This is a genomic window from Dactylosporangium sp. NPDC000555 (assembly GCF_040300025.1).
Taxonomy (GTDB): domain Bacteria; phylum Actinomycetota; class Actinomycetes; order Mycobacteriales; family Micromonosporaceae; genus Dactylosporangium.
In genome coordinates this window covers 92,819-115,749 of sequence record NZ_JBEPDB010000005.1, presented here as the reverse complement: position 1 = coordinate 115,749, position 22,931 = coordinate 92,819, and the positions used below count along the sequence as shown (strand labels likewise).

Sequence of the window (22,931 nt, the reverse complement as noted above, 5' to 3'; positions counted from 1 at the left end):
AAGCGGGCGGGGGCGGAAATGGCGAAGGCCGCCCGGACTGTGCGTCCGGACGGCCTTCACTCACCGGGGGGAACCGGGTGTTCAAAGCTGCACGTTGAACCGTGGGTCGGCGGCGATCTTCTTGAAGGCGGCCAGCGCCTCCGGGGTGTCGTCCATGCGGATGTCGTGGCCGCTCTGGTCGCGCTCGGTCTCGAAGTACACCAGGCCCTTGATCTGTGGCATCTTGGCCAGCTGGGGCAGCACGGTGGCGTACACGTCGGCCTTGTTCTTGCCCACGACCGTCGGCGACGAGTCGTACACGCCCCACTCCGCGACCATGATGGGCTTGCTCGCGTGCTGCGTGGTGGCCCAGGTGTAGAAGCCCGGGAACTTCGCGCTGTTGGTGCGGTTCATCATGTAGTTGAAGTCGCCGTAGTGGAAACCGCCCGGCTGCGCGTTGTTGTAGGTGTCCACGCCGACCCAGTCCACGACGTCGTCGCCGGGGTACAGGTCGCCCCACCACGAGGTGTTGTTCCACTTCTCGTAGTTCATGTACGCCATCACGAACACGGCGTTGCCGACCCCGGCGGCCTTCAGGCGCAGCGCGGTGTGGCGGAACATCGCCGCGTAGTCCTTGGCGGTCTGCCCCGATCCGGCGGCCGGGTTCACGTCGTTCTCCGGCTCGTGGTGCAGCACCATGAAGAACGGCTTGGTGTAGTTGGCCTTGATGTAGCCGGCGAGCCGGTCGATGCGCGCGTCCACGTCGCCGCGGGCCACGTTGGCCCACGTGGTGCCGTAGCCGACCTTCCAGTTCAGCATCAGCGTGCGCGGGTTCGCCGGGTCGTTGGTCATGGCGATCTCGCTCTTGGTCGGGAAGAGCTGGTCACCCTTGTGGTACGTGTGGTAGATCGTCGACGTCCGGCCCGACTTGGCCTCGAAGGTCTTCAGGGCCTGGTCGCGCGGCACGTCGGAGAAGCCGCCGGCCGCCGCGCCCCACAGCACGCCGCAGCTCGGGACCAGCTTGGCGTCGACCTTGCAGGTGCCGGGCGCGGTCGGCGCGGGGCTGCTGGCCGGCGGGTTGCTCGGCGGGTTGCTCGGTGGGTTGGTGGCCGGGCCGGTCGTCGGGGAGGTCTCCACCGGCCGCGGGGCGGTCGGTCGGCTCACGGTGACGTTCAGCGCCGGCCGGCCGCCGGCCGCCTCGGCGGAGCGGAACCGCGCCGGGCTGTTCGGGACGGTCGAGGTGACCGCGAAGGCGTACGTCCCGCCGCCCTTGACCACGGAGCTCACGTCGAAGGTCACCGTCTCCGCGCCGGAGGCCGGCCGGACGGTGCTCACGACCGCACCGAGCCCGGGACGGTTCTTGGCCGACAGGGTCTTCTGGCTCCACGCCGTGCTGGCGACGCGGCTCAGCGAGATCGAGCCGGGCACCTTCCGCGACGCGACGGTCAGCGTCACCTTGGCGCTCTTGACGGTCGCGCCGGTGCCGGGGGCGGCGACGTTGAACTTCAGGTAGGTCACCATCGTGTCGCCGCCGTTGCGGCCCGCGACGAGGGTGTCGGAGGAGCCGAAGTTGTACGACGGGCGGCTGCTGGAACTGTAGGTGTCGTCAGCGGCGCCCGAGCGCACGACGTCGGTCGTCTCCGCGGCGGCGGTACCGCTGTGGACGGCGGTGCCGAATACGGCGCCGATGGCGAGTGCGGCGATCGGCATCAATGTGCGGGCGTGGCGACGAATCATCTATGCAAAGCCCTTCCCTGGCTGGCGGAATCCTCGTGGCGAGGTGCTGCACCCGGCGTTGTCGTCCGGACTCCACAAGATTCGGCAGCCCGGGGTACGCCGCCGGTTCGCCGCGAGTTGCCGTTGGGGTGTCCGCCCGCCGGCCCGCCCGTCCACTGTGGACTCGGCCCGCGTGGCCCGCGCTCGGCCCGGGCGATCCGCGTTCCGGCCGGGCGCCGGGTGTCGAAACGTTGCCGGGCGGCTATGTGAAATGCGTCCGTGATGCATCGGACGAACGGCCGGTCATGGCAACCGGGTCGTAACCAAATGCCAACGCTTACGAACTAGGCGCGCAATTCAGACGAACGTAGTGTTGGTTTGGTAAGCCGCAACACGCGGAAATGTCACATATCGGATTGCCACCATCCGTTACGAGCCCGAGGAGACCGAGATGACCCCGATGCTGATCTCGCGCCCGGCCGTCCACGTCGTCCCCGAGCTGGCCAGCGAGCGCTGCGACAGCTGCGGCGCGGCGGCGAAGCTGACGGTGACCTTCGGTACCGCCGGCGAGCTGGCCTTCTGCGGGCACCACGCGAACCGTTTCGCGGACCGGATCGCCGCGACGGCGGACAAGGTCGTCGTCGAGTCGGGCTTCGAGTGGCGCGGCTGAGAAATTTGGCCCAAGCCCTGTTGGGCGGAGGAAGCGTGGCGTCGCGGCGTTGCCGCGGCGCCACGCCGCGTTTGTGGCGGTCGGTGCCGGCGGGACCGGCTCCGTTTTGGCCCGCGCTGAGTCGACAACAGCGTGTTATCCGTTAAGTCCGAAAAATCGGATATGCGGGGCATAGCATCTTCGTGTGCGTCGCAAGCCGAGCCCTCGTCCGCGGCGGCCCGGGCTGGCGGGCCGCGAGAGGGCGCTGCTCGTCGCCGTCTCGGTGTCCGGGGCGGCGTTCCTGGCCGCGGTACCGTCGATGATCCGGCAATTCTCATCCGTCCTGGCCGGCGCCGTCGCGCTCGTCGCCGCCGGCGTAGCCGTGGCGCTCGTGCTGCGCCGGTCGCGCCGGCTGGCACGCTCCCTGGCCCGGTCCTCGGCGCGGCGCCGGGGGCTCGAGCGGGCCCTGCGCGAGCGCGCCACCCGCGACCCGGTCACCGGCCTGGCGAACCGGGCCCTGTTGACCGGGCTGCTGGCCGGCATCCGGCCGGGGCTGACGGTGGTGCTGCTCGACCTGGACGGGTTCAAGGAGATCAACGACGAGCTCGGGCACCAGGCCGGCGACGCCCTGCTGGTGCAGGTCGCCGGGCGGCTGCGGGCCGCGCTGCCCGACGCGGACCTGCTCGCCCGGCCCGGCGACGACGAGTTCGCCGCCGTGTGGCGCGGATCAGCACCGGCCGACGCGGCCGAGCGCGCGCTGGCCCGGCTGCGCCCGCCGTACCAGGTCGGCGGGCGCCAGGTGCACCTCACCGGCAGCGCGGGCGTGGTCGTGGCCGACGGGCAGCGGACCTCGGCGGAGGTGCTGCGCGACGCCGACCTCGCGCTGGATGCGGCCAAGGGCGGCGGGAAGGACCGGATCGTGCGCTTCGACGCGGGGCTGCGCACCGCCGTCGACCGGCACCGCGAGCTCGCCGCGGGGCTGCGCCGGGCGCTGCGAGACGGCGAGTTCGAGCTGCACTACCAGCCGGTCGTCCGGCTCGCCGACGGCCGGATCACCGCGGTCGAGGCGCTGCTGCGCTGGCACCCGCCCGGGGGCGACCCGATCCCGCCCGGCGTGTTCATCCCCGTCGCCGAGGCCACCGGGCTGATCGTGCCGCTGGGCTGGTGGGTGCTCGGCCGGGCGTGCGCGCAGGCGCGGGCGTGGTACGAGCGCGACGGCGTCGGCCTCACCGTCAACGTCGCCGCGCACCAGCTGCGCGAGCCGGACTTCGTCGACCGGGTGCGGGCCGCGCTCGAGGCGGCCGGACTGCCCCCGGCGGCGCTGGTGCTGGAGGTGACGGAGAGCACGCTGGTCGCCGACGCCGAGTCGACGGCCCGGCTCGACGCCCTGCGCGCCGACGGGGTGCGGGTCGCGATCGACGACTTCGGCACGGGTTACTCGTCGCTGGCGTACCTGGTGCACCTGCCCGTGGACGTGCTCAAGATCGACCGTACGTTCGTCGCGATGGCCGTCGACACCACCCTCATGCGCGCCATCCTGCAGCTGGCCGGCGGGCTGGCGCTGCAGACCGTCGCCGAGGGCGTCGAGACCGAGGAGCAGGCCTCGACGCTGCGCGCCCTCGGCTGCGAGCACGCCCAGGGCTTCCTCTTCTCCCGTCCGGTACGTCCGGATGCCCTCGAAGCGCTGCTGTCAGGCCGCCTCGAGCTCGGTGCGGCGCGCGCGGGATAGCGGGGCGGGCCACTCGTCGGCGTCGGACGGCCGCCGGCTCGACGCGGCGGCCGATGGCGGCAACGTGGCGGCGGCCACGACCCGGTCGCGGCCGGCCCGCTTGGCCGCGTAGAGCGCCCGGTCGGCCAGCAGGACCAGCTCGTCCGGCACCGTGGTGTTGGCCGGCAGCACCGCCGTACCGGCGGAGACCGTGACCGTGCGGAGGACACCGCCGCCCACGTCGATCGGGACGCCGCTCACGGCCGAGCGCAACCGGTCCGCCAGCTCGGCCGTCCGCGACGCCTCCGCGCTGGGCACGAGCAGCGCGAACTCCTCGCCGCCGTAGCGCGCGACGACCACGCCGGGGCCGGCCGCGGCGCGCAGCCGGTCGGCGACCTCCCGCAGCACCCGGTCGCCGGCCGGGTGGCCGAACGAGTCGTTGATGCACTTGAAGTGGTCGATGTCGAGCAGGATCACGCCGAAGGGCCGGGCGCGCCGCGGCGCGCGGAGGCGCTCCTCGAACGCCCGCCGGGTGTGCAGCCCGGTCAGCATGTCGGTGGCGGCGAGCCGGCGCTGGTCCGCGACGAGGCCGGCCATCCGCCCGAGCACCAGCAGGAACAGCAGCGCGCACACGACGGCGATCACCGGGACGTCGCGCGTCCTGCCGGTTTCGTACTGCACCAGGAGTACCACGGGGGCAAGCAGCGAGGCGGCGGCCAGGGCGATCAGGCGCGCGGACGTCGTGGGCGTCGCTCGCCGCGCCGGTGGTTCGTTGACGCGGTGCATCGAGGGGTGCAACGCGGCCCCGCCGAGCAGGATGTACGTCAGCAGCCACAGGAAGCCCACCCAGGCGGGCACGCTACCGCCGAGCAGCGTGAACGCGGTGTCGCCGACGAGCATCGTGCACAGGCTGGCCAGCAGCATGAGGTAGCTGGGGGAGCGGGCACCGCCGCCGAGCATCAGGCGCAGGCCGATGACGAGAACCAGCAGGTCGCCCAGCGGATACGCCATGCTCACCAGCCGGGCCGCCATGGTCATGTCCGCCGCGCCGGTCAGCGGGCCGATGAGGTACAACCACGACAGCAGGCCGGCGGCGGTGGCCAGGATGCCGGCGTCCAGCAGTGCCGGGGTGTGCCGGCCCGGCGTCCGGCGGCGCACGAAGCTCAGCAGCGCGCCGATGATCAGGGGATACTGCGCCAGGTACAGGGCGTCGGCGACATTCGGGAACGTGATCGTGCCGTGGACCACGCTCTGTACGAGGTAGATCGAGTCGGCGGCCGCGTAGGCGAGCTGGCCGGCGCCGAGCAGGTACCAGCCGGTCAGCTCGCCGGCACGACCCGGCGAACGGTACCGCCGGGCGGCGTACAGGACCGTGGCGGCCGTGAGTGCGGACAGCCCGGTGTACAGGCCTCCGCTGAGCCAGGGCGCCGGCCCGAACGCGAGCATCGCGACGAACGCCGCGGCGATCACCGTCCCGAACGCGACGAAGACCCTCCACAACGGCATTTGCTCACGGATTGTGGTCACACGACGATTCTCCGTCATCGAAGCTCGGGGCCCGTCGTCCAGTCGGATGATCCACAGTTGGTTTCCGGTCACAGCGCCGTTCCCGTCTGGTCGTCCGATACCTCCCTGCCCGCGACTACCTCCCTGTTCGCAACCCGAAGGACACGACGGTGCTCCGGCGGGAGCGTGGACTTGGCCGAGGCGAAGGGAGCAAGTCATGACGCCGCAGCTACTGGAACACGTCCGCGCCGAGGCGCTCTTCGTGTCGGACGTGCAGTCGTCGGAGCCGCTCGACCCGGCACGCATCCGCCGCGCGGTCATGGTGAGCGTCCGCCGGCACGGGTCGCGCGGGTGCGCGGCGCTGGTCGCCCACGAGTTCGGCGAGCACCCGGACACCGCCGTCAGCCGGATGGGCTGGGTCCTCGACGCCGTGCGCCGGGCCTACCGCTGATCGTCATTTTTGTCGTACCTCGGGGGCAGAATCCGGGGTATGCGATTCGAGGAGCTGGCCGCGGTTTCGAGGGCGGTGGCGGCGACGCCCGCCCGCAACGCCAAGATCGAGCTGCTCGCGGCCGCACTGCGGGGCCTGGCCGGGTCCGGCGACGAGCGCACCGTCTCCGCCGGCGCCGGTTACCTCTCCGGCGAGCTGCGCCAGCGCCAGACCGGGGTCGGCTATGCGAGCCTCCGCGACCTGCCCCCGCCCGCCGCCGAGGCCTCGCTGAGCGTCGCCGACGTCGACATCGCGTTCGAGCGGATGTCGCAGCTGTCCGGCAAGGGCTCCCAGGCCGCCCGTCGCGAGGAGGTCGCGGCCCTCTTCGGCGCGGCGACCGACGCCGAGCGGCGGCTGCTCGTCGGGCTGCTCAGCGGCGAGGTGCGCCAGGGCGCGCAGGCCGGGCTGCTGGCCGACGCGCTGGCCCGGGCAGCCGAGATTCCCTCCGTCTCGGTGCGCCGGGCCCTGCTGCTGGCCGGCGACCTCAAGGCCGTCGCGGTCTCCGCGTTGCTCGGCGGGGCCGATGCGCTGGACGCCTACCGGCTCACCGTCGGCCGGCCGCTCTCGCCGATGCTCGCCTCCAGCGCACCCAACGCCACCGAGGCCGTCGCGGCCACCGGTGCCCCGGCCGCCGCCGACGACAAGATCGACGGAGTCCGGATCCAGGTGCATCGCTCCGGTTCGGCGATCTTGGTGTATAGCCGCAGCCTCGACGACCTCACCGCGCGCATGCCGGGCGTGGTCGCCGCCGTCGCCGAGCTGGACGTGTCCTCGATCGTGCTCGACGGCGAGGCCGTCGGCGTCGACCCGGACAGCGGCCGGGCCATCCCCTTCCAGGAGACCTCGAGCCGGGCCTCGCGCCGCGACGGGTTGTCGGTCCTGCGGCCGTTCTTCTTCGACATCCTGCACCTGGACGGCGCGGACCTGCTCGACGAGCCGGCCTCGGCGCGGTGGGCGGCGCTGGATCGCGTGGTCCCCGAGCGAATGCGGGTCGGGCGCACCATGGTCGCCACGGCCGACGAGGCGGAGGAGGCCTTCGCGCTCGCGGTCGCCGCCGGGCACGAGGGCCTGGTGATCAAGTCGGCCGCCGCGCCCTACGACGTGGGCCGCCGGGGCTCCGCCTGGGTCAAGGTCAAGCCCCGGCACACGCTCGACCTGGTGGTCCTCGCCGTCGAGTGGGGCCATGGGCGGCGCCGGGGTTGGCTGTCCAACCTCCACCTCGGCGCCCGCGACCCAGACGGTGGGGGGTTCGTCATGCTGGGCAAGACCTTCAAGGGCATGACCGATGAGATGCTGCGGTGGCAGACCGAGCGGCTGCGGGCCTTGGCCGTCGAGGATGCCGTCGAGTCCGAGTGGGTCGTGCGGGTGCGGCCCGAGCTGGTCGTCGAGGTGGCCTTCGACGGGGTGCAGACGTCACCGCGCTATCCGGGCGGGGTGGCGCTGCGGTTCGCACGGGTGTTGCGGTATCGGGAGGACAAGCGCCCCGAGGAGGCGGACACCATCGACGCGGTGCGCACGATCCACCGTGGCATCGCCGCTCAGCGGGAGGCGCCGTGAGCCGCTTCCTCGTCCTCATCGGCCTCGTCGTCGAGCAGGCTCGCCGGGCGCGGGCCGCGGGCCTCCCGGCGGGCGAGGTAGCCGAAACCGTAGACCGTCATCGCGGCGAAGAGCCACCACTGCAGCACGTAGCCGGCGTTCTGCAGCGCGTTCTGCTTCTCCGCCGGCACCGCCGTGAAGCCCGGCGCCGGCTCGTCGGAGCTCACGTAGGCGTCGAAGAGCGCGTAGGGCAGCGCGGGCGCGATCGCCGAGGGCGTGATCCGGCGGATCTCCGTGCGGCCGTTGACCTCCTGCGGCCGGCCGCCCCGGCTCTCCGGCGGGCGCAGCCGCCCGGCGACGGTGACGCTGCCGCCCGGCGCCGCAGGCACCTCGGGGGCCGTGAGCGCACCGGCCGCGGCCGGGCGCACCCAGCCCCGGTCGACCAGCACGGCCGTGCCGTCGCTCAGCACCAGCGGGGTGAGCACCTCGAAGCCGACCGCGCCCTCGACGGTGCGGCCGCGCACGAGGATCTCGTGGGCGGGGTCGTAGTGGCCCGTCACCGTCACCCGCGTCCACTCGGTGTGCTCCGCAGGCGGCGGCCCGACCGTCCCCGCCGCCCCGGACGGCGCGCCGACCACGCCGGTCAGTGGCACGGGCGCCGCCGACGTGCCCGCGTTGATCCGGGCGTTGATCTCGGCCCGCTGGTGATAGCGGTCAAGCTGCCAGAGGCCGAGCAGCACCATGACGGTCACCGCGGCCACCATCAGCGCGGCGTAGCCGAGCCACCGGGGCGTCGCGAGAAACCGGTACACAACCATGCACAGTATCCCGTCCCTTCGGGGCGGCTGGGGTGGCGCCCGTTCGGTATCGTCCGGGACACACCTACGCCTCAGCGCCGGAGGAGCACATGAGCACGATCCCGCGGCTGGTGATCAGCGCGCCGTCGTCCGGTCATGGCAAGACGGCCGTGTCGGTCGGCCTGCTCGCGGCGCTGTCGGCACGCGGCTACCGGGCCGCCGGGTTCAAGATCGGGCCGGACCACGTCGATGCCGCCTACCTGGGCCTGGCCGCCGGCCGCCCGGGCCGTAACCTCGACCCGCGCCTGGTCGGGGCCAAGCGGATGGGGCCGCTGTTCGCCCATGGCGCCGCGTCGCTGGACATCGCCGTGGTCGAGGGCACGATGGGGCTGTTCGACGGCCTCGCCGGGCGCACCGACAGCGAGTCCACCGCGCAGATCTCCGGCCTGCTGCGCGCACCCGTCATCCTGGTCGTCGACGTCGGCGCGATGGGCCAGTCAGTCGCCGCCCTCGTGCACGGCTTCCGCGCCTACGACGAGCTGCTCTGGCTCGGCGGCGTGATCCTCAACCGGGTCGCCTCCAGCCGCCACGAGCAGCTGCTGCGCGAGGCGCTCGACGACATCGGGGTGCCCGTCCTGGGCGCCCTGCGCCGGCACGCCCTCAGCGACGCCGGCGACGCCGGGGCCCCGCTGCCGTCCCGCCACCACGGGGTCGTCCCGGTCGTGCACCACAACATCGACGCCGTGCGCGCCGTGCGCCGCCTCGGCGAGGTCATCGCCGGCGCCGTCGACATCGACCGCACCATGGCGCTGGCCCGCTCCGCGCCCCGGCTGATCTCCGACCCGTGGAACGCCGAGGCCGAGGTGGCCGCAGCCGGCGCGAGCGACGCCGCCCCGTCCTCGCTCGCGGCCACGCGCATCGGCCGCCGCCCGATCGTGGGCGTCGCCTTCGCCTACCCGGAGACCGCCGAGCTGCTCGCCGCCGCCGGTGCCGAGGTCGTGCCGTTCGACCCGCTGCGCGACGAGGCGCTGCCGGCCAACGTCGACGGACTGGTCATCGGCGCCGCGCTGCCCGAGTCCTACGCGGAGGAGCTCACCTTCAACGGCCGCCTCCGCTCCGCCGTCGCCGCGCACGCCGCGGCCGGCAAGCCGATCGCGGCCGAGGGGACCGGCCTGGTCTGGCTGTGCCGCGACTACAACGGCCGCCCGATGTGCGGGGTCGTCGACGCCTCGGCCCGGGAGACCGACCTGGTCGTCCTCGGCTACCGCGAGGCCACCGCCCGATCCTCGTCGGTCCTGCTGCCGGTCGGCGCGCAGGTCATCGGCCACAAGATGCACCGCACGACCATCACGCCGCGCGCGGGCCAGCAGGCCGCCTGGACGTGGGCCGGCGGCCCGGCCGAGGGCTTCGTGCAGCGCGGCGTGCACGCCTCCTACCTGGGCCTGCACTGGGCCGGCACGCCGTCGATCGCGTCCCGCTTCGTGGCCGCGGCCGGCGCGACCGCCGCACCGGCGCCGGGCCAGTGGAGCACGCCGTCGACCAGTCCGTATGGGCGGCCCTCCGTCCCCCAGCTGACCTTCCCCACGGCCCGGATGACCGGCGTCCCGGCCGCCGCGGGCACCGGCCCGAGCTACACGGCCGACTACACCGCGCCCGAGCCCGCCGCGCCGCCGCGCCTGCCCGGCTCGGCCATCCCCGGCTCGATCCTGTCCAGCCCGGGCGGCCCCGGTTCGATCGCCGCGGCCGCTGCGCTCGCCTCCGACCCGGCCGCGCCCGCGCCGGTCGTCTCATCACCCCCGCTCACCGCGGTCGGCTCGTCCCCGGTCTCCGTCGCTTCGCCGGCCACCGGCTCGGCGCCGGGGTCGGTTCTCTCCGCCGGGCCCGTTTCGTCCCCGGTGTCCGCTACGTCCGCGGTGCCCGGCTCGCCGTCCGGCGCCGCGGCGGCTTCCGGCGTGCCGGCGAACGCGCCGACCTCGCCGGGCGCGTCGTCGCCGTTCGGCCCGGCGCTCGGCCCCGCGATGCCGATGTCATGGACCTCACCGTCCCTGTCCGAGCCGGCCGCCCTGGCCTCGTCGCTTGCCTCGTCGCCGGCCTCGTCGCTCCCGGCGTCGTCCACGCCCGTGTCATCCGCCCCGTCGTCGGCCGCTACGCCGTCCGCACCTCCGTCGTCCGCCTCCGTGTCGCCCGCGTCTAGGTCGGTGGCTTCTTCGTCGCCGGTGGCCCCAGCGTCGGTAGTTCCGTCGCTTGTGGTCCCGGTGTCGGGAGTTCCGTCGCCGGTGGTTCCGGCGTCGGGGGGTGTGTCGTCCGCGGCTCCGGCGTCCGCTCTTTCGGCGTCCGTGGGCCAGTCGTCCGCGGCCGCGGTGTCGGGTGCGCCGTCGTTGGCGGGTCCGGGTTCTGTAGACCCGGGCTCCACCGGCTCGGGGTCCACCGGTCCGGGCTCCGCTGGTCCGGGGTCCGCCGGTTCGGGGTCAGTCTCGGGCGGGGTGGGATCGGAGGGTTCGGGCTCTGCCGGTCTGGGCTCTGGCGGTCTGGGCTCTGCGGGTCCGGGCTCCGCCGGTTCGGGTTTTGCGGGTTCGGGGTCCGTCTCGGGCGGAGCGGGTTCGGAGGGTTCGGGCTCTGTCGGTTCGGCGGGGGAGTGGGCTTCCTCGGATAGTGCGGCCATGTCCGACATTTCCGTAGTGTCGGACGAAGCGGACTGGTTTCGCGATGGCGACTCGGGCGAGCCGGGTGACTCGGCGGGTGGTGCTCGGTCCGGGGCTGGGTTGACCGCCGCGGGCTCGGTGACGTCGGGGCCCTGGTCGACCGGCCCGGCTGATGGCGCGGACGAGGAGGGGACGACGGTCCTGCCCGCCGCCACCAGTGGTGCGCCCGGTGAAACGCCGCTCACTGCGACCGATGAGGCGAGCGTTGGGGTGCCTTCCGGCTCGAACGGCCCCGTGACGGCCGTGGGCCTGCCATCGTCTGGGGTTGTGCCGACGACCTCAGCGATCTCGCCGCCGACCGCGCCCTCCCAGCCCTCCGCGGCGCAGCCCTCGTCCGCCGCCCAGCCGGTTTCGTCCGCGCCCGGCGGTTCCGCCGTTCAACCGGTGTTCGCTCCGGGTGGTTCCGCCGCTCAGCCGGTTTCCGCGCCTGGGGGTTCCGCCGCTCAGCCGGTATCGACGCCGCCGGCCGTGGGGGAGCGGCCCGCTGGGGTGATCAGCCCGGCCACCTCGGCGGCGATGCCCGTCTCGTCGGCGCCCATGCCGGGGGCGACCGCTCCGGTTTCCGCGGCGCCGGTCGGCGTCACCGCCATGCCCGCCGCGGGGTCGGAACTCGTGCCTTCGCCCGACAGCGCGCCCGGGACCTACTCCTCGCCGTCGCTCCCGGGCGGCGATCTTCCGGAACAGGCTCCCGTGTCCGCGCCGCCGGTTTCGGCGCCGCCGTCGTCCGGGTCCGCTGTCGAAATCGCGTCGATTCCGGCCGCGCCCGTGTCGGCGCCGGTCTTGGGGCCGTCCGGTTCGGTAGTGTCCGGTTCCGTGCCTTCTTCGCCTGTTTCGGGCTTGCCTTCAGATCCGTCCGGGCCGAGCCCCGTGTCCGCGCCGCCCGGGTCCGCGCCGGTTGGCCCAGCCTCCGGCTTCCGGTCCGCCGATGCCGCGCCCGGCTCTCTGGGCGCCGGGGATCTGTCCGACTCTCGATCCGCCGAGGGCGGGCTCGCGGCCGAGGGCGCCGATGGGCCGGTCGGCTCCCGGCCCGGTGAGGGTGTGGCCGGTTCCGGGGGCTCCGACGCTGACGCGGGTGGTGCGGGGAGCGGTGGCGGGAAGCCGCCGGCCGGTGGTTCGAGCGAGGCAGCCTAGTGGCGACGTGGTCGGTGGCGCTGCGCCGATTTCCCTCGCTGGTGGTCGAGACGCCGCGGCTGACCGTGCGGCCGTTGTGTGCCGATGACGACAAGCGGGTCGCCGAGATCTTCGCCGACCGGCTCGTGCGGCGCTGGCTGCCGGTGGCGCAGGACGAGCTGGAGGAGTTCGACGGATACGCCTGGTGCACCGAGTTCGCGGTCGAGCGGCGGGACAGCGGGGCCGGTGATCACTACGGGATCGTGCGGCGCGAGGACGAGCGGCTCGTCGGGTGCCTGTGGACGAAGAACACCGACTGGCTGACGCGGTCGACCGAGATCGCGTACGCGGTGGCGGCCGATGCCCGCGGATACGGCGTGGCCCCGGAGGCGGTCGACGTGCTGGCGCTGTCGCTGCTGCTGGAGCACCGGTTCCAGCGCATCGAGCTACGCGTGGCACCCGGCAATGTGGCGTCGCGGCGGGTGGCGGAGAAGGCCGGGTTCACCTACGAGGGTCTTCTGCGCAACGCGGGCTCGCTCGCCAGCGGGCGTGTCGATCTGGAGAGCTGGTCGCTGCTCCCGTCCGACATCCGCTGAAGCCACCGGCCGTCGACGGGCCTTTGGTCGCTGTCGGCAGCGGGATCACATCGGCTGGACTCACCGGCCGCGCGTGCTCTGGTCGCCGTCCCGAGGGCGCATCGGCTGAGGCCACCGGGCTCACCGCCCGCGCGTGCTCTGGTCGCCGTCCCGAGGGCGCATCGGGCTGAGGCCACCGGGCTCACCGGCCGCGCGCTGGCTCGGTCGCCATCCTCCCGGGCGCGTCGGCTGAAGCTACCGGGCTCACCGGCCGCGCGTGCTCTGGTCGCCGTCCCGAGGGCGCATCGGGCTGAAGCTACCGGGCTCACCGGCCGCGTGTCGGCTCGGTCACCGTCCTCCCGATGGGCGCGTCGCTGAAGCTACCGGACTCACCGGCGCGCGTCGGCTCAGTTGCTATCCCGAGGGGCGCTTTGGCTGAAGCCGTCGGGTCTCCCGGTGGGGGCACGTCTGGGAACGACGGGGCGCGTCGAGCGAGCGTGGGGGTCAGCGGCGTGGGGCGCCGGTCGTGGGCTTGGCGTTCGAGGTGCGGGCGCGAGCCTTGGCGGGGGACTTGCCCGCGACGGCGGGGCTCGGGGCGACGAAGTCGCGCACCGGCGTGCCGGCCAACGCGTCGCGCAGGGTCTCGGCCACCGTCTCGCGAGGCTTGCCCGCGTTGCCCGAGCCGACGCGGTGCAGCGGGTTGTCCGGGTCGGCGATGAAGCCGGCGACGGTCAGGCCGGGAGTCATGCCGACGAACCAGGCGGAGCGGTCGTCGTCGGTCGTGCCGGACTTGCCCGCGACCGGGCGCCCGACCGTCGAGTAGACACGGGGAGCGGTGGACCAGCCGCCGCAGTCGCCGGTCGTGGCGCGGTACCCGGTCACGCAGCGGGCCGCGTCCACGGCGCCGCGGGCGACGTCGGCCGAGAGGACCTGAGCGCAGCGGGGATTCGTGACCGGGACGCCCTTGTCGTCCACGGCGGGCTTGCCGGAGGCGTCGGTGATCGACATCACGGGGATGGGCTCGCAGCGTACCCCGTCGGCGACGACCGTGGCGAAGGCGCCGGCCACCTCCAGGGGTGTGGTGTCCGCGACGCCGAGCGTGAAGGCGCCCCAGCTCTTGGCCTTGGCGGGAGAGGCCTGGAGCTGGTCGATGCCGGTCCGCCAGCGCAGGCCCAGGCGCTCGGCCATGCGGACCGCGGACTCGGCGCCGACGCGCTGCTCGAGCTGGACGAAGTACGTGTTGACCGACTTGCCGAAGCCCGACCACATGGTCTGCTGGCCGGTCATCGAGTCCGAGGCGTTGGACGGGCACCAGAAGTCGTCGCCGCAGTGGGCGGAGCTGTCCCGGCCGGTCTTGTACTTCGACTGGTACGTCTTCGGCGAATAGATCGCGGTCGACAGCGGCAGGCCCTGCTCAAGGGCGGCCAGCATGGTGAACATCTTGAACGTGGACCCGGCCTGGTATCCGGCCATGTCGCCGCCGCCGAGCAGCGGGTTGACCGTGTTCGGGTAGTTGCCTCGCATCCGCGCGCGCTGCCGCGGATCGGAGTGCGGGCCGTTGCTGGCGCGGTCGAGGGAGTACACCCGGTTGACCGCCATGGCCCGGATCAGGCCGGAGCCGGGCTCGATGGCGACCTGGCCCAGCGCGTACGGGCTGCCGGTCTTCTCCCGCTTGAGGATCTGCTGCTGAGCGATCTCCTGGATGCGCGGGTCGAGCGAGGTGACCACCGTATATCCGCCGCGGCGCAGCTTGTCGAGGCGCTCGTTCGAGCTTGCGCCGAACGCGCTCTGGCCGGTCCACCACGAGCGGAACATCGCGCAGAAGAACCCCCAGCCGGGACGGGTCGCGAGGCAGTCGTTCGGCGGCTCGGTGAGCCTCAGCGCGATCGGCTCCGCGTGCGCGGTGTCGGCGTCGGCGCGGCTGAGGTAGTCGAGGTCGACCATCCGGTCGATGACGTAGTCGCGGCGCGTGGTCGCGGCCTTGGGGTCGGCGTCGGCCGGGTCGTAGGACGACGGGGCCTGCACGAGCCCGGCCAGCAGGGCCGCCTCCGGCAGCGTGAGATCGGCCGGCTTCTTCGAGAAGTACACCTCCGCCGCGGCCTGAATGCCGTAGGCGCGATGGCCGAAGTAGGCGACGTTGAGGTACCGCTCCAGGATCTCGTTCTTGCTCATGTGCTTCTCGAGCTCGATCGCGAGCTTCATCTCCCGCAGCTTGCGCGCCCCGGTCTGCTCCGTCGCCTCGTTGACCTCGGCCGGCGTGCGGGCGGAGTCGCGCAGCACGTTGCGGATGTACTGCATGGTGATCGTCGAGGCGCCCTGCGAAACCACGCCGGCCTTCTGGTTGGCCACGAACGCGCGCGCGACGCCCTTGAAGTCGACGCCGTGGTGCTCGTAGAACCGCGCGTCCTCGGCGGCGACGATCGCCTGCCGGACGTTGACCGATATCGCCGCGAGGGTGGTGTACGTGCGGTACTCCTCGTAGAACTGCGCGAGCAGCGTGGTGCCGTCCGCGGCGTACACGCGCGTGGTCTGCGCGGGCAGGTATCGGTCGGAGGACTGGCGCAGCGCGGCCGGCAGCGTGGCCAGTGCCTCGGCGCCCTGCCTCGCGCCCACGCCGGTGATGGCGGCCAGCGGGTAGACCAGCACGGCGACGGCGAGGCCGACGACCAGCCCGGTCCGCAGGAGCTTGAGGAGGCCGCCGGCCACCCGCATCGTGCGCGCGATCACATTCTTAAGCTAGGACAATTCGACCCGTCATACGCGACGATCGCCTGATGCTGCGGTTTCACGGCGATGCGGAGGTCGCGCCGGGCCTCGTCGACCTGGCGGTCAACGTCCGGCAGGAGGCGCCGCCATCCTGGCTGACCGGGCCGATCGCGGCGTCGCTGGCGCACCTGGCGCGATACCCGGATCCGGCCGAGGCCACGGCCGCCATCGCGCGGCGCCACGGGCGGCCGCCGGAGGAGGTGCTGCTGACCGCCGGGGCGGCGCAGGCCTTCACGCTGCTGGCCCAGGCGCTGCGGCCGCGGCGGGCGGTGGTGGTGCACCCGCAGTTCACCGAGCCGGAATCGGCGCTGCTGACCGCGGGGCACGCGGTGGAGCGGGTGCTGCTGCGGGAGCGGGACGGCTTTCGACTCATCGATCCGGCCATCCCCGACGACGCCGACCTGGTGATCGTGGGCAATCCCACAAACCCGACATCGGTCCTGCACCCGGCCGCGGCCATCGCCGCGATCGCCCGGGACGGCCGGATCACCGTCGTCGACGAGGCGTTCGCCGACACGGTGCCGGGCGAGCCGGAGTCGCTGTCGAGCGACCGCGAGCTGCCGGGGCTGCTCGTCATCCGCAGCCTGACCAAGACGTGGGGGCTGGCCGGGCTGCGGATCGGGTACGTGCTGGGGCCGGCCGGCCTGCTCGACCGGCTGCGCGAGCACGCTCCACTGTGGAGCGTCTCCACGCCGGCCCTCGCCGCCGCGCTCGCCTGCGCCTCGGCCCGGGCGGTCGACACGGAGCGTGAGATCGCCGAGCGGCTCGTCGCGGACCGCGCGCACCTCGTCGGGGCGCTCGAGCGGGCCGGGGTCCGGGTCGCCGGGCGGCCGTCGAGCTCGTTCGTGCTGATCAAGGTGGCGGGCGGCGAGCAGGTGCGCGCCGCGCTGCGCGAGCGCGGGTTCGCGGTGCGACGTGGCGAAACCTTCCCGGGACTGGGCCCGGACTGGTTACGTATTGCCGTGCGGGACACTGCGACGAGTGACGCCTTCGTCGCGGTGTTGTCGAACCTACTGGGAGGCTCAGCATGCTGAACGAGACGATCACCGCGATCCGGCCGCTCGACGACGAGGCCATCGCCGCCGCCCGGGCGCTGCAGGCCCGCCTGACGAAGCCCATGGGCTCTCTCGGCGCGCTGGAGACCCTGTCGGTACGCCTGGCCGGGCTCGCCGCCGTGTGCCCGCCGCCGATCCCGCAGCCGGCGGCGCTCGCCATCTTCGCCGGCGACCACGGCGTGCACGAGCAGGGCGTCACGCCCTGGCCGCAGGAGGTCACCGCGCAGATGGTGGCCAACTTCGTGGCCGGCGGGGCGGTCGTCAACGCCTTCGCGCGCCAGGCCGGCGTGCCGGTCACGGTCGTGGACGTGGGCGTGAAGGCCACGCTGGAGCCGGCCGGGGCGCTGCTCGACCGCAAGGTGCGGGCCGGCACCCGGGACCTGAGCGTCGAGCCGGCGATGACGCGCGAGGAGACCGTGCGCGCGATCGAGGCCGGCATGCAGGTCGCCGACGACCTCGTCGCCAGCGGCGCCCGGGCGCTGCTCACCGGCGACATGGGCATCGCCAACACCACGCCGTCGGCGGCGCTGATCGCGGCGTTCACGCACGCCGACCCGGCCGCCGTCACCGGGCTCGGCACCGGCATCGACAGCGAGACGCACGCCCGGAAGGTCGCGGTCGTCACGTCAGCCGTCGTCGGGCTCAGCGCCGAGGATCCGATCGACATCCTGGCCGCGGTCGGCGGGCTGGAGCACGCGGCGCTGGCCGGGTACATCCTGCGGGGCGCCGCCCTGCGCGTGCCGGTGGTCCTCGACGGCGTCATCGCCGCGTCGGCCGCACTCGCCGCGCACGCCCTAGCGCCGGCCTCGGTGGGGGCCATGGTGGCCGGGCACCGGTCGGCCGAACCGGGCGCCACCGTCGCGCTGGGCTATCTTGAGCTCGAACCACTCGTCGACCTCGGCCTGCGCCTTGGCGAGGGCACCGGCGCCGTCCTGGCGCTGCCGATCGTGGCCAGTGCTGTCCGCGTGTTGCACGAAGTCGCGACTTTCGACTCTGCTGGAGTATCCCACAAGTGAACCCCTACCCCCTCGGTTTGCAACTCGACGGCTTACGCGTCCTGGTGGTCGGCGGCGGCGCCGTCGCCACCAGGCGCGTGCCCGCTCTGCTCGACGCGGGCGCGGACGTCGTGCTCGTCTCCCCGCACATCACCCCCGCGCTGCGGGCCCACGTCGACGCGGGCCGGCTCACCTGGCGGGCCCGCCGGTTCGAGCCGGCCGACGCCGACGACGTCTGGCTGGTCCACGTCGCCGTGGACGACCCCGAGGCCGGCCGGGCCATCAGCGAGGTGACGGCGGCCAAGCGGATCTTCACCGTCCGCGCCGACGACCGCCACGCCGCGTCCGCCTGGACGCCTGCGGTGACCCGCCACGGCCCGGTCACCGTCGCGGTCCTGGCCGGCGGCGACCCGGTCCGCGCGGTCGCGGTTCGCGACGCGATCGGCGAGCAGTTGGCCACCGGTGGGCTCGACGAGGCCCACGCCGAGGCGCGGCGGGGCACGGTTGCGCTCGTCGGCTCCGGACCGGGCGATCCCGAGCTGCTGACCGTGCGCGGCCGCCGGCTGCTCGCCGCGGCCGACGTGGTCGTGGTCGACCGGCTCGCGGCCGGCCTGCTGCTGGACGAGCTGCGGTCCGAGGTGGAGCTGGTCGACGCGTCGAAGATCCCGTACGGGCCCTCGGCGGCGCAGGAGGAGATCAACCGGGTGCTCGTCGACCGGGCCCAGGCCGGCAAGTTCGTCGTGCGGCTCAAGGGCGGCGACCCGTACGTCTTCGGCCGCGGCGGCGAGGAGCTGCTGGCCTGCGCCGAGGCGGGCGTGCCGGTGCTCGTGGTACCAGGGGTTACCAGCGCGATCGCGGTGCCGTCCGCGGCCGGCATCCCGGTGACGCACCGCGGGGTCGCGCACGAGTTCACGGTGGTCTCCGGCCATCTGGCGCCGGACCACGCCGAGTCGCTGGTCGACTGGGCGGCGCTGGCCCGGCTGCGGGGCACCGTGTGCGTGCTGATGGGGCTGAAGAACCTGCCGGCGATCGCCGCGGTGCTGCAGGAGCACGGCCGGGCGCCAGACACACCGGTCGCGGTGATCCAGGAGGGGACGACCCGGGATCAGCGCATCGTGCGGGCGACGCTGTCCACGGTCGCCGACGAGACCAAGGAGGCGGCGATGCGCCCGCCGGCCGTGATCGTGATCGGTCCGGTCGTGGACGCGCTCGCGACGTGAGACTGTGAGGGCGCCGTCCGGAGACGGCGCCCTCACAGCGACGAAGCTACGAGCGGTCGAGCTCCAGCGCACAGCGGATCAGGCCCAGGTGCGAGTACGCCTGCGGGTGGTTGCCCAGCGCCCGCTCGGTCATCGGGTCGTACTCCTCCGGGATCAGCCCCGTCGGGCCCGCGCACTCGATGAACTGCGCGAACAGCTCCTCCGCGTCGGCCCGGCGGCCGGTGCGCAGATACGCCTCGATCATCCACGTGGTGCACAGGTGGAAGCCGCCCTCGACGCCCGGCAGTCCGTCGTCCCAGCGGTACCGGTAGACGGTCGGACCCTCGCGCAGCTCGGCCTCGACGGCGAGCACCGTGGCCAGGAACCGCGGGTCGTCGTCCTGCAGCAGGCCGGACAGGCCGATCCACAGCACCGAGGCGTCCATCTCCTCGTAGCCGTAGGCGACCGTGTACGCGCCGATCGTCTCGTTCCAGCCCTTGTCGAGCACGTTGTCGGCGATGGTCTTGCGCAGCGTCTGCCAGCCGTCGGGCACCAGCCGGCCCTGCCGCTCGAAGAGCTGGATGCCGCGGTCCACGGTCATCCAGCACATGACCTTCGAGTACACGTAGTGCCGGGGCCGGCGGCGGGCCTCCCAGATGCCGTGGTCCGGCTCGTGCCAGCGCCGCTCGACCGCCTCGACCATCGCGTGCATGAGCGCGAAGTCGCCCTCCTCGGGCGGGCGCACGTCGGCCAGGGTGCAGATCAGGTCGGCGACCGGGCCGAACACATCGAGCTGCACCTGGCCGTTGGCGGCATTGCCGATGCGCACCGGGCGGGAGCCCGCGTAGCCGGGCAGCGCCTCGATCACGGCCTCCGGGCCGAGCTCGGTGCCGTCGAGCGTGTACAGCGGGTGCAGCCGCTCCGGGTGCCCGTCGGTGTTGTCGGCGACGCGCAGCGTCCAGCGCACCAGCGACTCCGCCTCCTCGGTCGAGCCGAGGTCGACGAGCGCCTTGGCGGTCAGCGAGGCGTCGCGCAGCCAGCAGTACCGGTAGTCCCAGTTGCGGGAGCCACCGACCTCCTCCGGCAGCGACGAGGTCGCCGCGGCCAGGATCGCGCCGGTCGGCTTGTGCCACAGCCCGCGCAGGGTGAGCGCGCTGCGGCGGACCAGGTCCTTGGCGACCGAGGGCAGTTTCAGCGAGTCCGACCAGTCCCGCCAGGACTGCTCGGCTGCGATCTGCCGCTCCGCGAGGGGCACCCGCGGCGCCTCGATCGAGTCGGTGCCCAGCCGCAGCTCGAGCATCGCGCTGCCGCCCAGGGCACCCAGGTCGACCGTGGCGCGGGCCAGGTCGCTGTGGCCGTCGGAGCTGATGTCCCATTCGATGCCGGGGGAGTACAGCACGATGGGCTCGTTGGAGCCGAGCACGAGCAGGCCGTCGTCGCCCAGCGGCTGTAAGCGGATGTGCACCTGGCCGAAGTCCGGCCGCGGGACGAAGTCGATGCGCGCCCGCGAGCTGCCGGACAGCACGCGGATCAGCGAGTTGCCGGTGCGGTGGTGGTCGAGCCAGTCCGTGACGGTGAGCCCCGACCAGCGGGTCTCCACGGTCATGGTCCCGGGACGGTACCGCTGCCCGAGCGGGGTCCCGCCCTTCTCCGGCTGCACCGTGAAGTGCCCGGCCGCGGTGTCGCCGAGCAGGTCGGCGAAGACCGCGCCCGAGTCCGGCTTGGGGTGGCACAGCCAGGTGACCCGGGCGGCCGGGGTGAGCAGCGCGACCGTGTGCGTGTTGGACAGCATCGAGTGCCGCTCGATCGGCACCGCCTGCTCGCCGAAGAGCCAGCGCCGCCGGGTGTACAGCAGCAGCTCCAGCACCGCGACGGCCTCCTGCGCCCCGTCGATGCTGAACCGCGCCTGCGTCTCGTCGCCGGCGCCGACCCTGATGCTCAGGTCCGGGCCGTGCAGGTGGGCGAAGGCCTTCTCGTCGGTGGCGTCGTCGCCCAGGTAGACGACCGCGCTCGCGGACGCCTGCATGCGCAGCGCGTCGACGGCCAGGCCCTTGTCGGTCGGCACCACCGACAGCTCGATGACCTCCTTGCCGGTGGTCACCTCGATGTCCGGCCACAGCGCGGCGCCGCTGCGGACCGCGTCGAACACCCGCTGGGCCACGTCGCGCGGCGCGGCCCGGGTGTGCACGGCGATGCTGGCCGGCTTGCTCTCCAGGCGTACGCCCGGCTGGTTGTTGCAGATGGCGTTGAGTGCGGCCTGCAGCTCGGCACGGCGCTGCTGGCGCTCGGGCGGAAGCTCGTCGACGAAGCCGACGTCGAACTCGGAGCCGTGGCTGCCTACCAGGCGCACCTCGGCGGGGAGGCGGGACAGGGCGGCGAGGTCGCGCAGAGCCCGTCCGCTGATCACGCCGACCGTCGTCTGCGGTAACGACGACAGCGCGCGTACAGCGGCTACGGATTCGGCGGTCGGGGTCGCCTTGGTGGGGTCCGCGACGATCGGCGCGAGCGTGCCGTCATAGTCACATGCCACCAAGAGGTTGGGCACGCGAGCGACGCGAAGCACAGCCGCGCGGAGGTCCGGGTCGAGCGAGAGGACGGTGCCTGTCGCCGAGGTCTGGTTCATGTCCGGCCTGTTCGTGGGAGCGATGGAGGTCGTTTGTACATTCAGGGTGTCGGGACGGTTGTCTCGCGCTGTCGAGCCGGCGCCGGGTCAGCGGCCGGTTCATGATGCCGCGCCGAGTGCGTCGAGGAACGCGTCCGCCCAGCTGCGGACATCGTGCGCGCGCAAGTGGGAATGCATAGCATGCATCCGTTTGCGTCCCTCGACCGGGTCGACGTGAATCGCACGCATGAGTGCGTCCTTCACCCCGTCGAGATCGTGCGGGTTGCACAGGAACGCCTGGCGCAGCTCGGCCGCGGCGCCGGCGAACTCCGACAGCACGATGGCGCCACCGCCGTCGGCGCGCGCGCCGACGTACTCCTTGGCCACCAGATTCATCCCGTCCCTCAGCGGAGTAACCATCATGACGTCGGCCGCGACGTACAGCGCGGCCAGCTCAGCCCGACTGTACGACTGATGGAGATAGTGCACCGCCGGTTGGCCAACTCGTCCGTACTCGCCATTGATCCGCCCGACCTCGCGCTCGACGTTCACCCGCAGGGTCTGGTAGTGCTCCACCCGCTCCCGGCTCGGCGTAGCCACTTGTACCATCACCGTCTCGGGCGCCGTGAGTCGTCCTTCCGACAGCAGTTCCCGGAATGCCTTCAGCCTTCGTTCGATCCCCTTGGTGTAGTCGAGCCGGTCGACGCCGAGGATGATGGTGCGCGGGTCGCCGAGCTCGGTGCGGATCGCCTTCGCCCTCGCCTGCACCTCCGGTGACGCGGCGAGGCGGCGCATCTCCTCGACGTCGATCGAGATCGGGAAGGCCTCGGCGCGCACGGTGCGCCCCTCCCACTCGACGATGCCGCGCCGCACGCGGGTGCCCAGCAGATGCCGGGCCAGTTGGACGAAGTTCTGCGCGCCCAGTGGCCGCTGGAAGCCGACCAGATCGGCGCCAAGCAAGCCCTTGAGAATGTCGGCGCGGCGAGGTAGCTGCATGAACAGCTCGACCGGCGGAAACGGGATGTGCAGAAAAAATCCGATCTTGAGATCGGGCCGGGTCTCGCGCAGCAGGGCCGGCACGAGCTGGAGCTGGTAGTCCTGGACCCACACCGTGGCGCCCGGCGCCGCGTCGTCCGCGACCGCCTTGGCGAACCGCTCGTTGACCAGGCGGTACGACTCCCACCATCGTCGCTTGAAGATCGGCGTCTCGACGGCATCGTGATAGAGCGGCCAGAGGCTCGAGTTGGAGAAGCCCTCGTAGTACCGCTCGATCTCGCCCGCGCTGAGCGAGATGGCGTGCAGCTGCACCCCGCCGGCCTCGAACGTCTCCTCCGGCGTGTCCGACTCCCCGGCGCCGCCCGGCCAGCCCACCCAGGTCCCGTCGCGCTGCTGGAGCACCGGTTCGAGCGCGGTCACCAGCCCGCCCGGGCTCCGGCGGTACGTTGTCTCTCCGTCCGGGCCGACCACCTTGTCGACGGGCAGCCGGTTGGCGACCACCACGAATGCACTGTTTCCAGCCACGTGTCGTGTCCTCCCCTTGGGTGAT

General features: G+C 73.2%; 15 protein-coding genes. 9 read left to right on the top strand and 6 right to left on the bottom strand.

Annotated features, from left to right (window positions below; translation table 11 throughout):
- Window positions 1–81: 81 nt before the first annotated feature.
- Window positions 82–1,716 (bottom strand): CBM96 family carbohydrate-binding protein, encoded by a 1,635-nt coding sequence (locus ABT297_RS05945; protein WP_350545154.1) that lies wholly within the window; start codon window positions 1,714–1,716, stop codon window positions 82–84.
- 430 nt (window positions 1,717–2,146) lie between these two features.
- Between ABT297_RS05945 and ABT297_RS05940 the strand changes: the two genes are divergently transcribed.
- Window positions 2,147–2,365, top strand: coding sequence for a DUF7455 domain-containing protein (locus tag ABT297_RS05940; protein WP_350545152.1), 219 nt, complete (start codon window positions 2,147–2,149; stop codon window positions 2,363–2,365).
- A gap of 184 nt (window positions 2,366–2,549) precedes the next feature.
- A complete protein-coding gene (locus ABT297_RS05935; protein WP_350545149.1) occupies window positions 2,550–4,073 on the top strand; it encodes a putative bifunctional diguanylate cyclase/phosphodiesterase in 1,524 nt (507 codons plus the stop codon).
- Here the strand turns inward: ABT297_RS05935 and ABT297_RS05930 are convergent.
- Window positions 4,035–5,558, bottom strand: coding sequence for a GGDEF domain-containing protein (locus tag ABT297_RS05930; RefSeq protein WP_350545147.1), 1,524 nt, complete (start codon window positions 5,556–5,558; stop codon window positions 4,035–4,037). The two genes, ABT297_RS05935 and ABT297_RS05930, sit on opposite strands and share 39 nt — an antisense overlap.
- Window positions 5,559–5,775: 217 nt before the next feature.
- Between ABT297_RS05930 and ABT297_RS05925 the strand changes: the two genes are divergently transcribed.
- Both ABT297_RS05925 and ABT297_RS05920 read left to right on the top strand, forming a co-directional pair.
- On the top strand, window positions 5,776–6,009 hold the full coding sequence (locus tag ABT297_RS05925; protein ID WP_350545144.1) for a hypothetical protein: 234 nt from the start codon (window positions 5,776–5,778) through the stop codon (window positions 6,007–6,009).
- A 39-nt stretch (window positions 6,010–6,048) separates the two neighbouring features.
- Window positions 6,049–7,605, top strand: a complete 1,557-nt coding sequence (locus ABT297_RS05920; RefSeq protein WP_350545142.1) for an ATP-dependent DNA ligase — start codon at window positions 6,049–6,051, stop codon at window positions 7,603–7,605.
- Here the strand turns inward: ABT297_RS05920 and ABT297_RS05915 are convergent.
- Window positions 7,587–8,402, bottom strand: a complete 816-nt coding sequence (locus ABT297_RS05915) for an SURF1 family cytochrome oxidase biogenesis protein (RefSeq protein ID WP_350545141.1) — start codon at window positions 8,400–8,402, stop codon at window positions 7,587–7,589. The genes ABT297_RS05920 and ABT297_RS05915 overlap by 19 nt on opposite strands.
- An 89-nt stretch (window positions 8,403–8,491) precedes the next feature.
- On the opposite strand from ABT297_RS05915, the gene ABT297_RS05910 reads away from it, so the two are divergent.
- Together ABT297_RS05910 and ABT297_RS05905 are read left to right on the top strand one after the other, a co-directional pair.
- Window positions 8,492–12,214, top strand: a complete 3,723-nt coding sequence (locus ABT297_RS05910; protein ID WP_350545139.1) for a cobyrinic acid a,c-diamide synthase CobB — start codon at window positions 8,492–8,494, stop codon at window positions 12,212–12,214.
- Complete coding sequence (locus tag ABT297_RS05905) at window positions 12,214–12,789, top strand: GNAT family N-acetyltransferase (protein ID WP_350545138.1); 576 nt, start codon at window positions 12,214–12,216, stop codon at window positions 12,787–12,789. Before ABT297_RS05910 ends, ABT297_RS05905 begins: the two co-directional genes overlap by 1 nt.
- 483 nt (window positions 12,790–13,272) lie before the next feature.
- Here ABT297_RS05905 and ABT297_RS05900 read toward each other — a convergent pair whose 3' ends face one another.
- A complete protein-coding gene (locus tag ABT297_RS05900) occupies window positions 13,273–15,495 on the bottom strand; it encodes a transglycosylase domain-containing protein (protein ID WP_502885500.1) in 2,223 nt (740 codons plus the stop codon).
- Window positions 15,496–15,542: 47 nt separating this feature from the next.
- On the opposite strand from ABT297_RS05900, the gene cobC reads away from it, so the two are divergent.
- From cobC to cobA, 3 genes are read left to right on the top strand one after another with little or no spacing between them, the layout of a single operon-like run.
- Window positions 15,543–16,568 (top strand): Rv2231c family histidinol phosphate aminotransferase CobC, encoded by a 1,026-nt coding sequence (gene cobC / locus ABT297_RS05895; RefSeq protein WP_350545136.1) that lies wholly within the window; start codon window positions 15,543–15,545, stop codon window positions 16,566–16,568.
- Window positions 16,562–17,605, top strand: coding sequence for a nicotinate-nucleotide--dimethylbenzimidazole phosphoribosyltransferase (gene cobT / locus ABT297_RS05890; protein ID WP_350545134.1), 1,044 nt, complete (start codon window positions 16,562–16,564; stop codon window positions 17,603–17,605). The genes cobC and cobT overlap by 7 nt, the downstream gene beginning before the upstream one ends.
- Window positions 17,602–18,804, top strand: a complete 1,203-nt coding sequence (cobA, locus tag ABT297_RS05885; RefSeq protein WP_350545133.1) for a uroporphyrinogen-III C-methyltransferase — start codon at window positions 17,602–17,604, stop codon at window positions 18,802–18,804. The genes cobT and cobA overlap by 4 nt, the downstream gene beginning before the upstream one ends.
- A gap of 46 nt (window positions 18,805–18,850) precedes the next feature.
- On the opposite strand, the gene otsB is transcribed toward cobA, so the two are convergent.
- Both otsB and ABT297_RS05875 read right to left on the bottom strand, forming a co-directional pair.
- Window positions 18,851–21,406, bottom strand: coding sequence for a trehalose-phosphatase (gene otsB / locus ABT297_RS05880; RefSeq protein WP_350545131.1), 2,556 nt, complete (start codon window positions 21,404–21,406; stop codon window positions 18,851–18,853).
- 99 nt (window positions 21,407–21,505) lie between these two features.
- Window positions 21,506–22,906, bottom strand: coding sequence for an alpha,alpha-trehalose-phosphate synthase (UDP-forming) (locus tag ABT297_RS05875; RefSeq protein ID WP_350545130.1), 1,401 nt, complete (start codon window positions 22,904–22,906; stop codon window positions 21,506–21,508).
- Window positions 22,907–22,931: the final 25 nt, after the last annotated feature.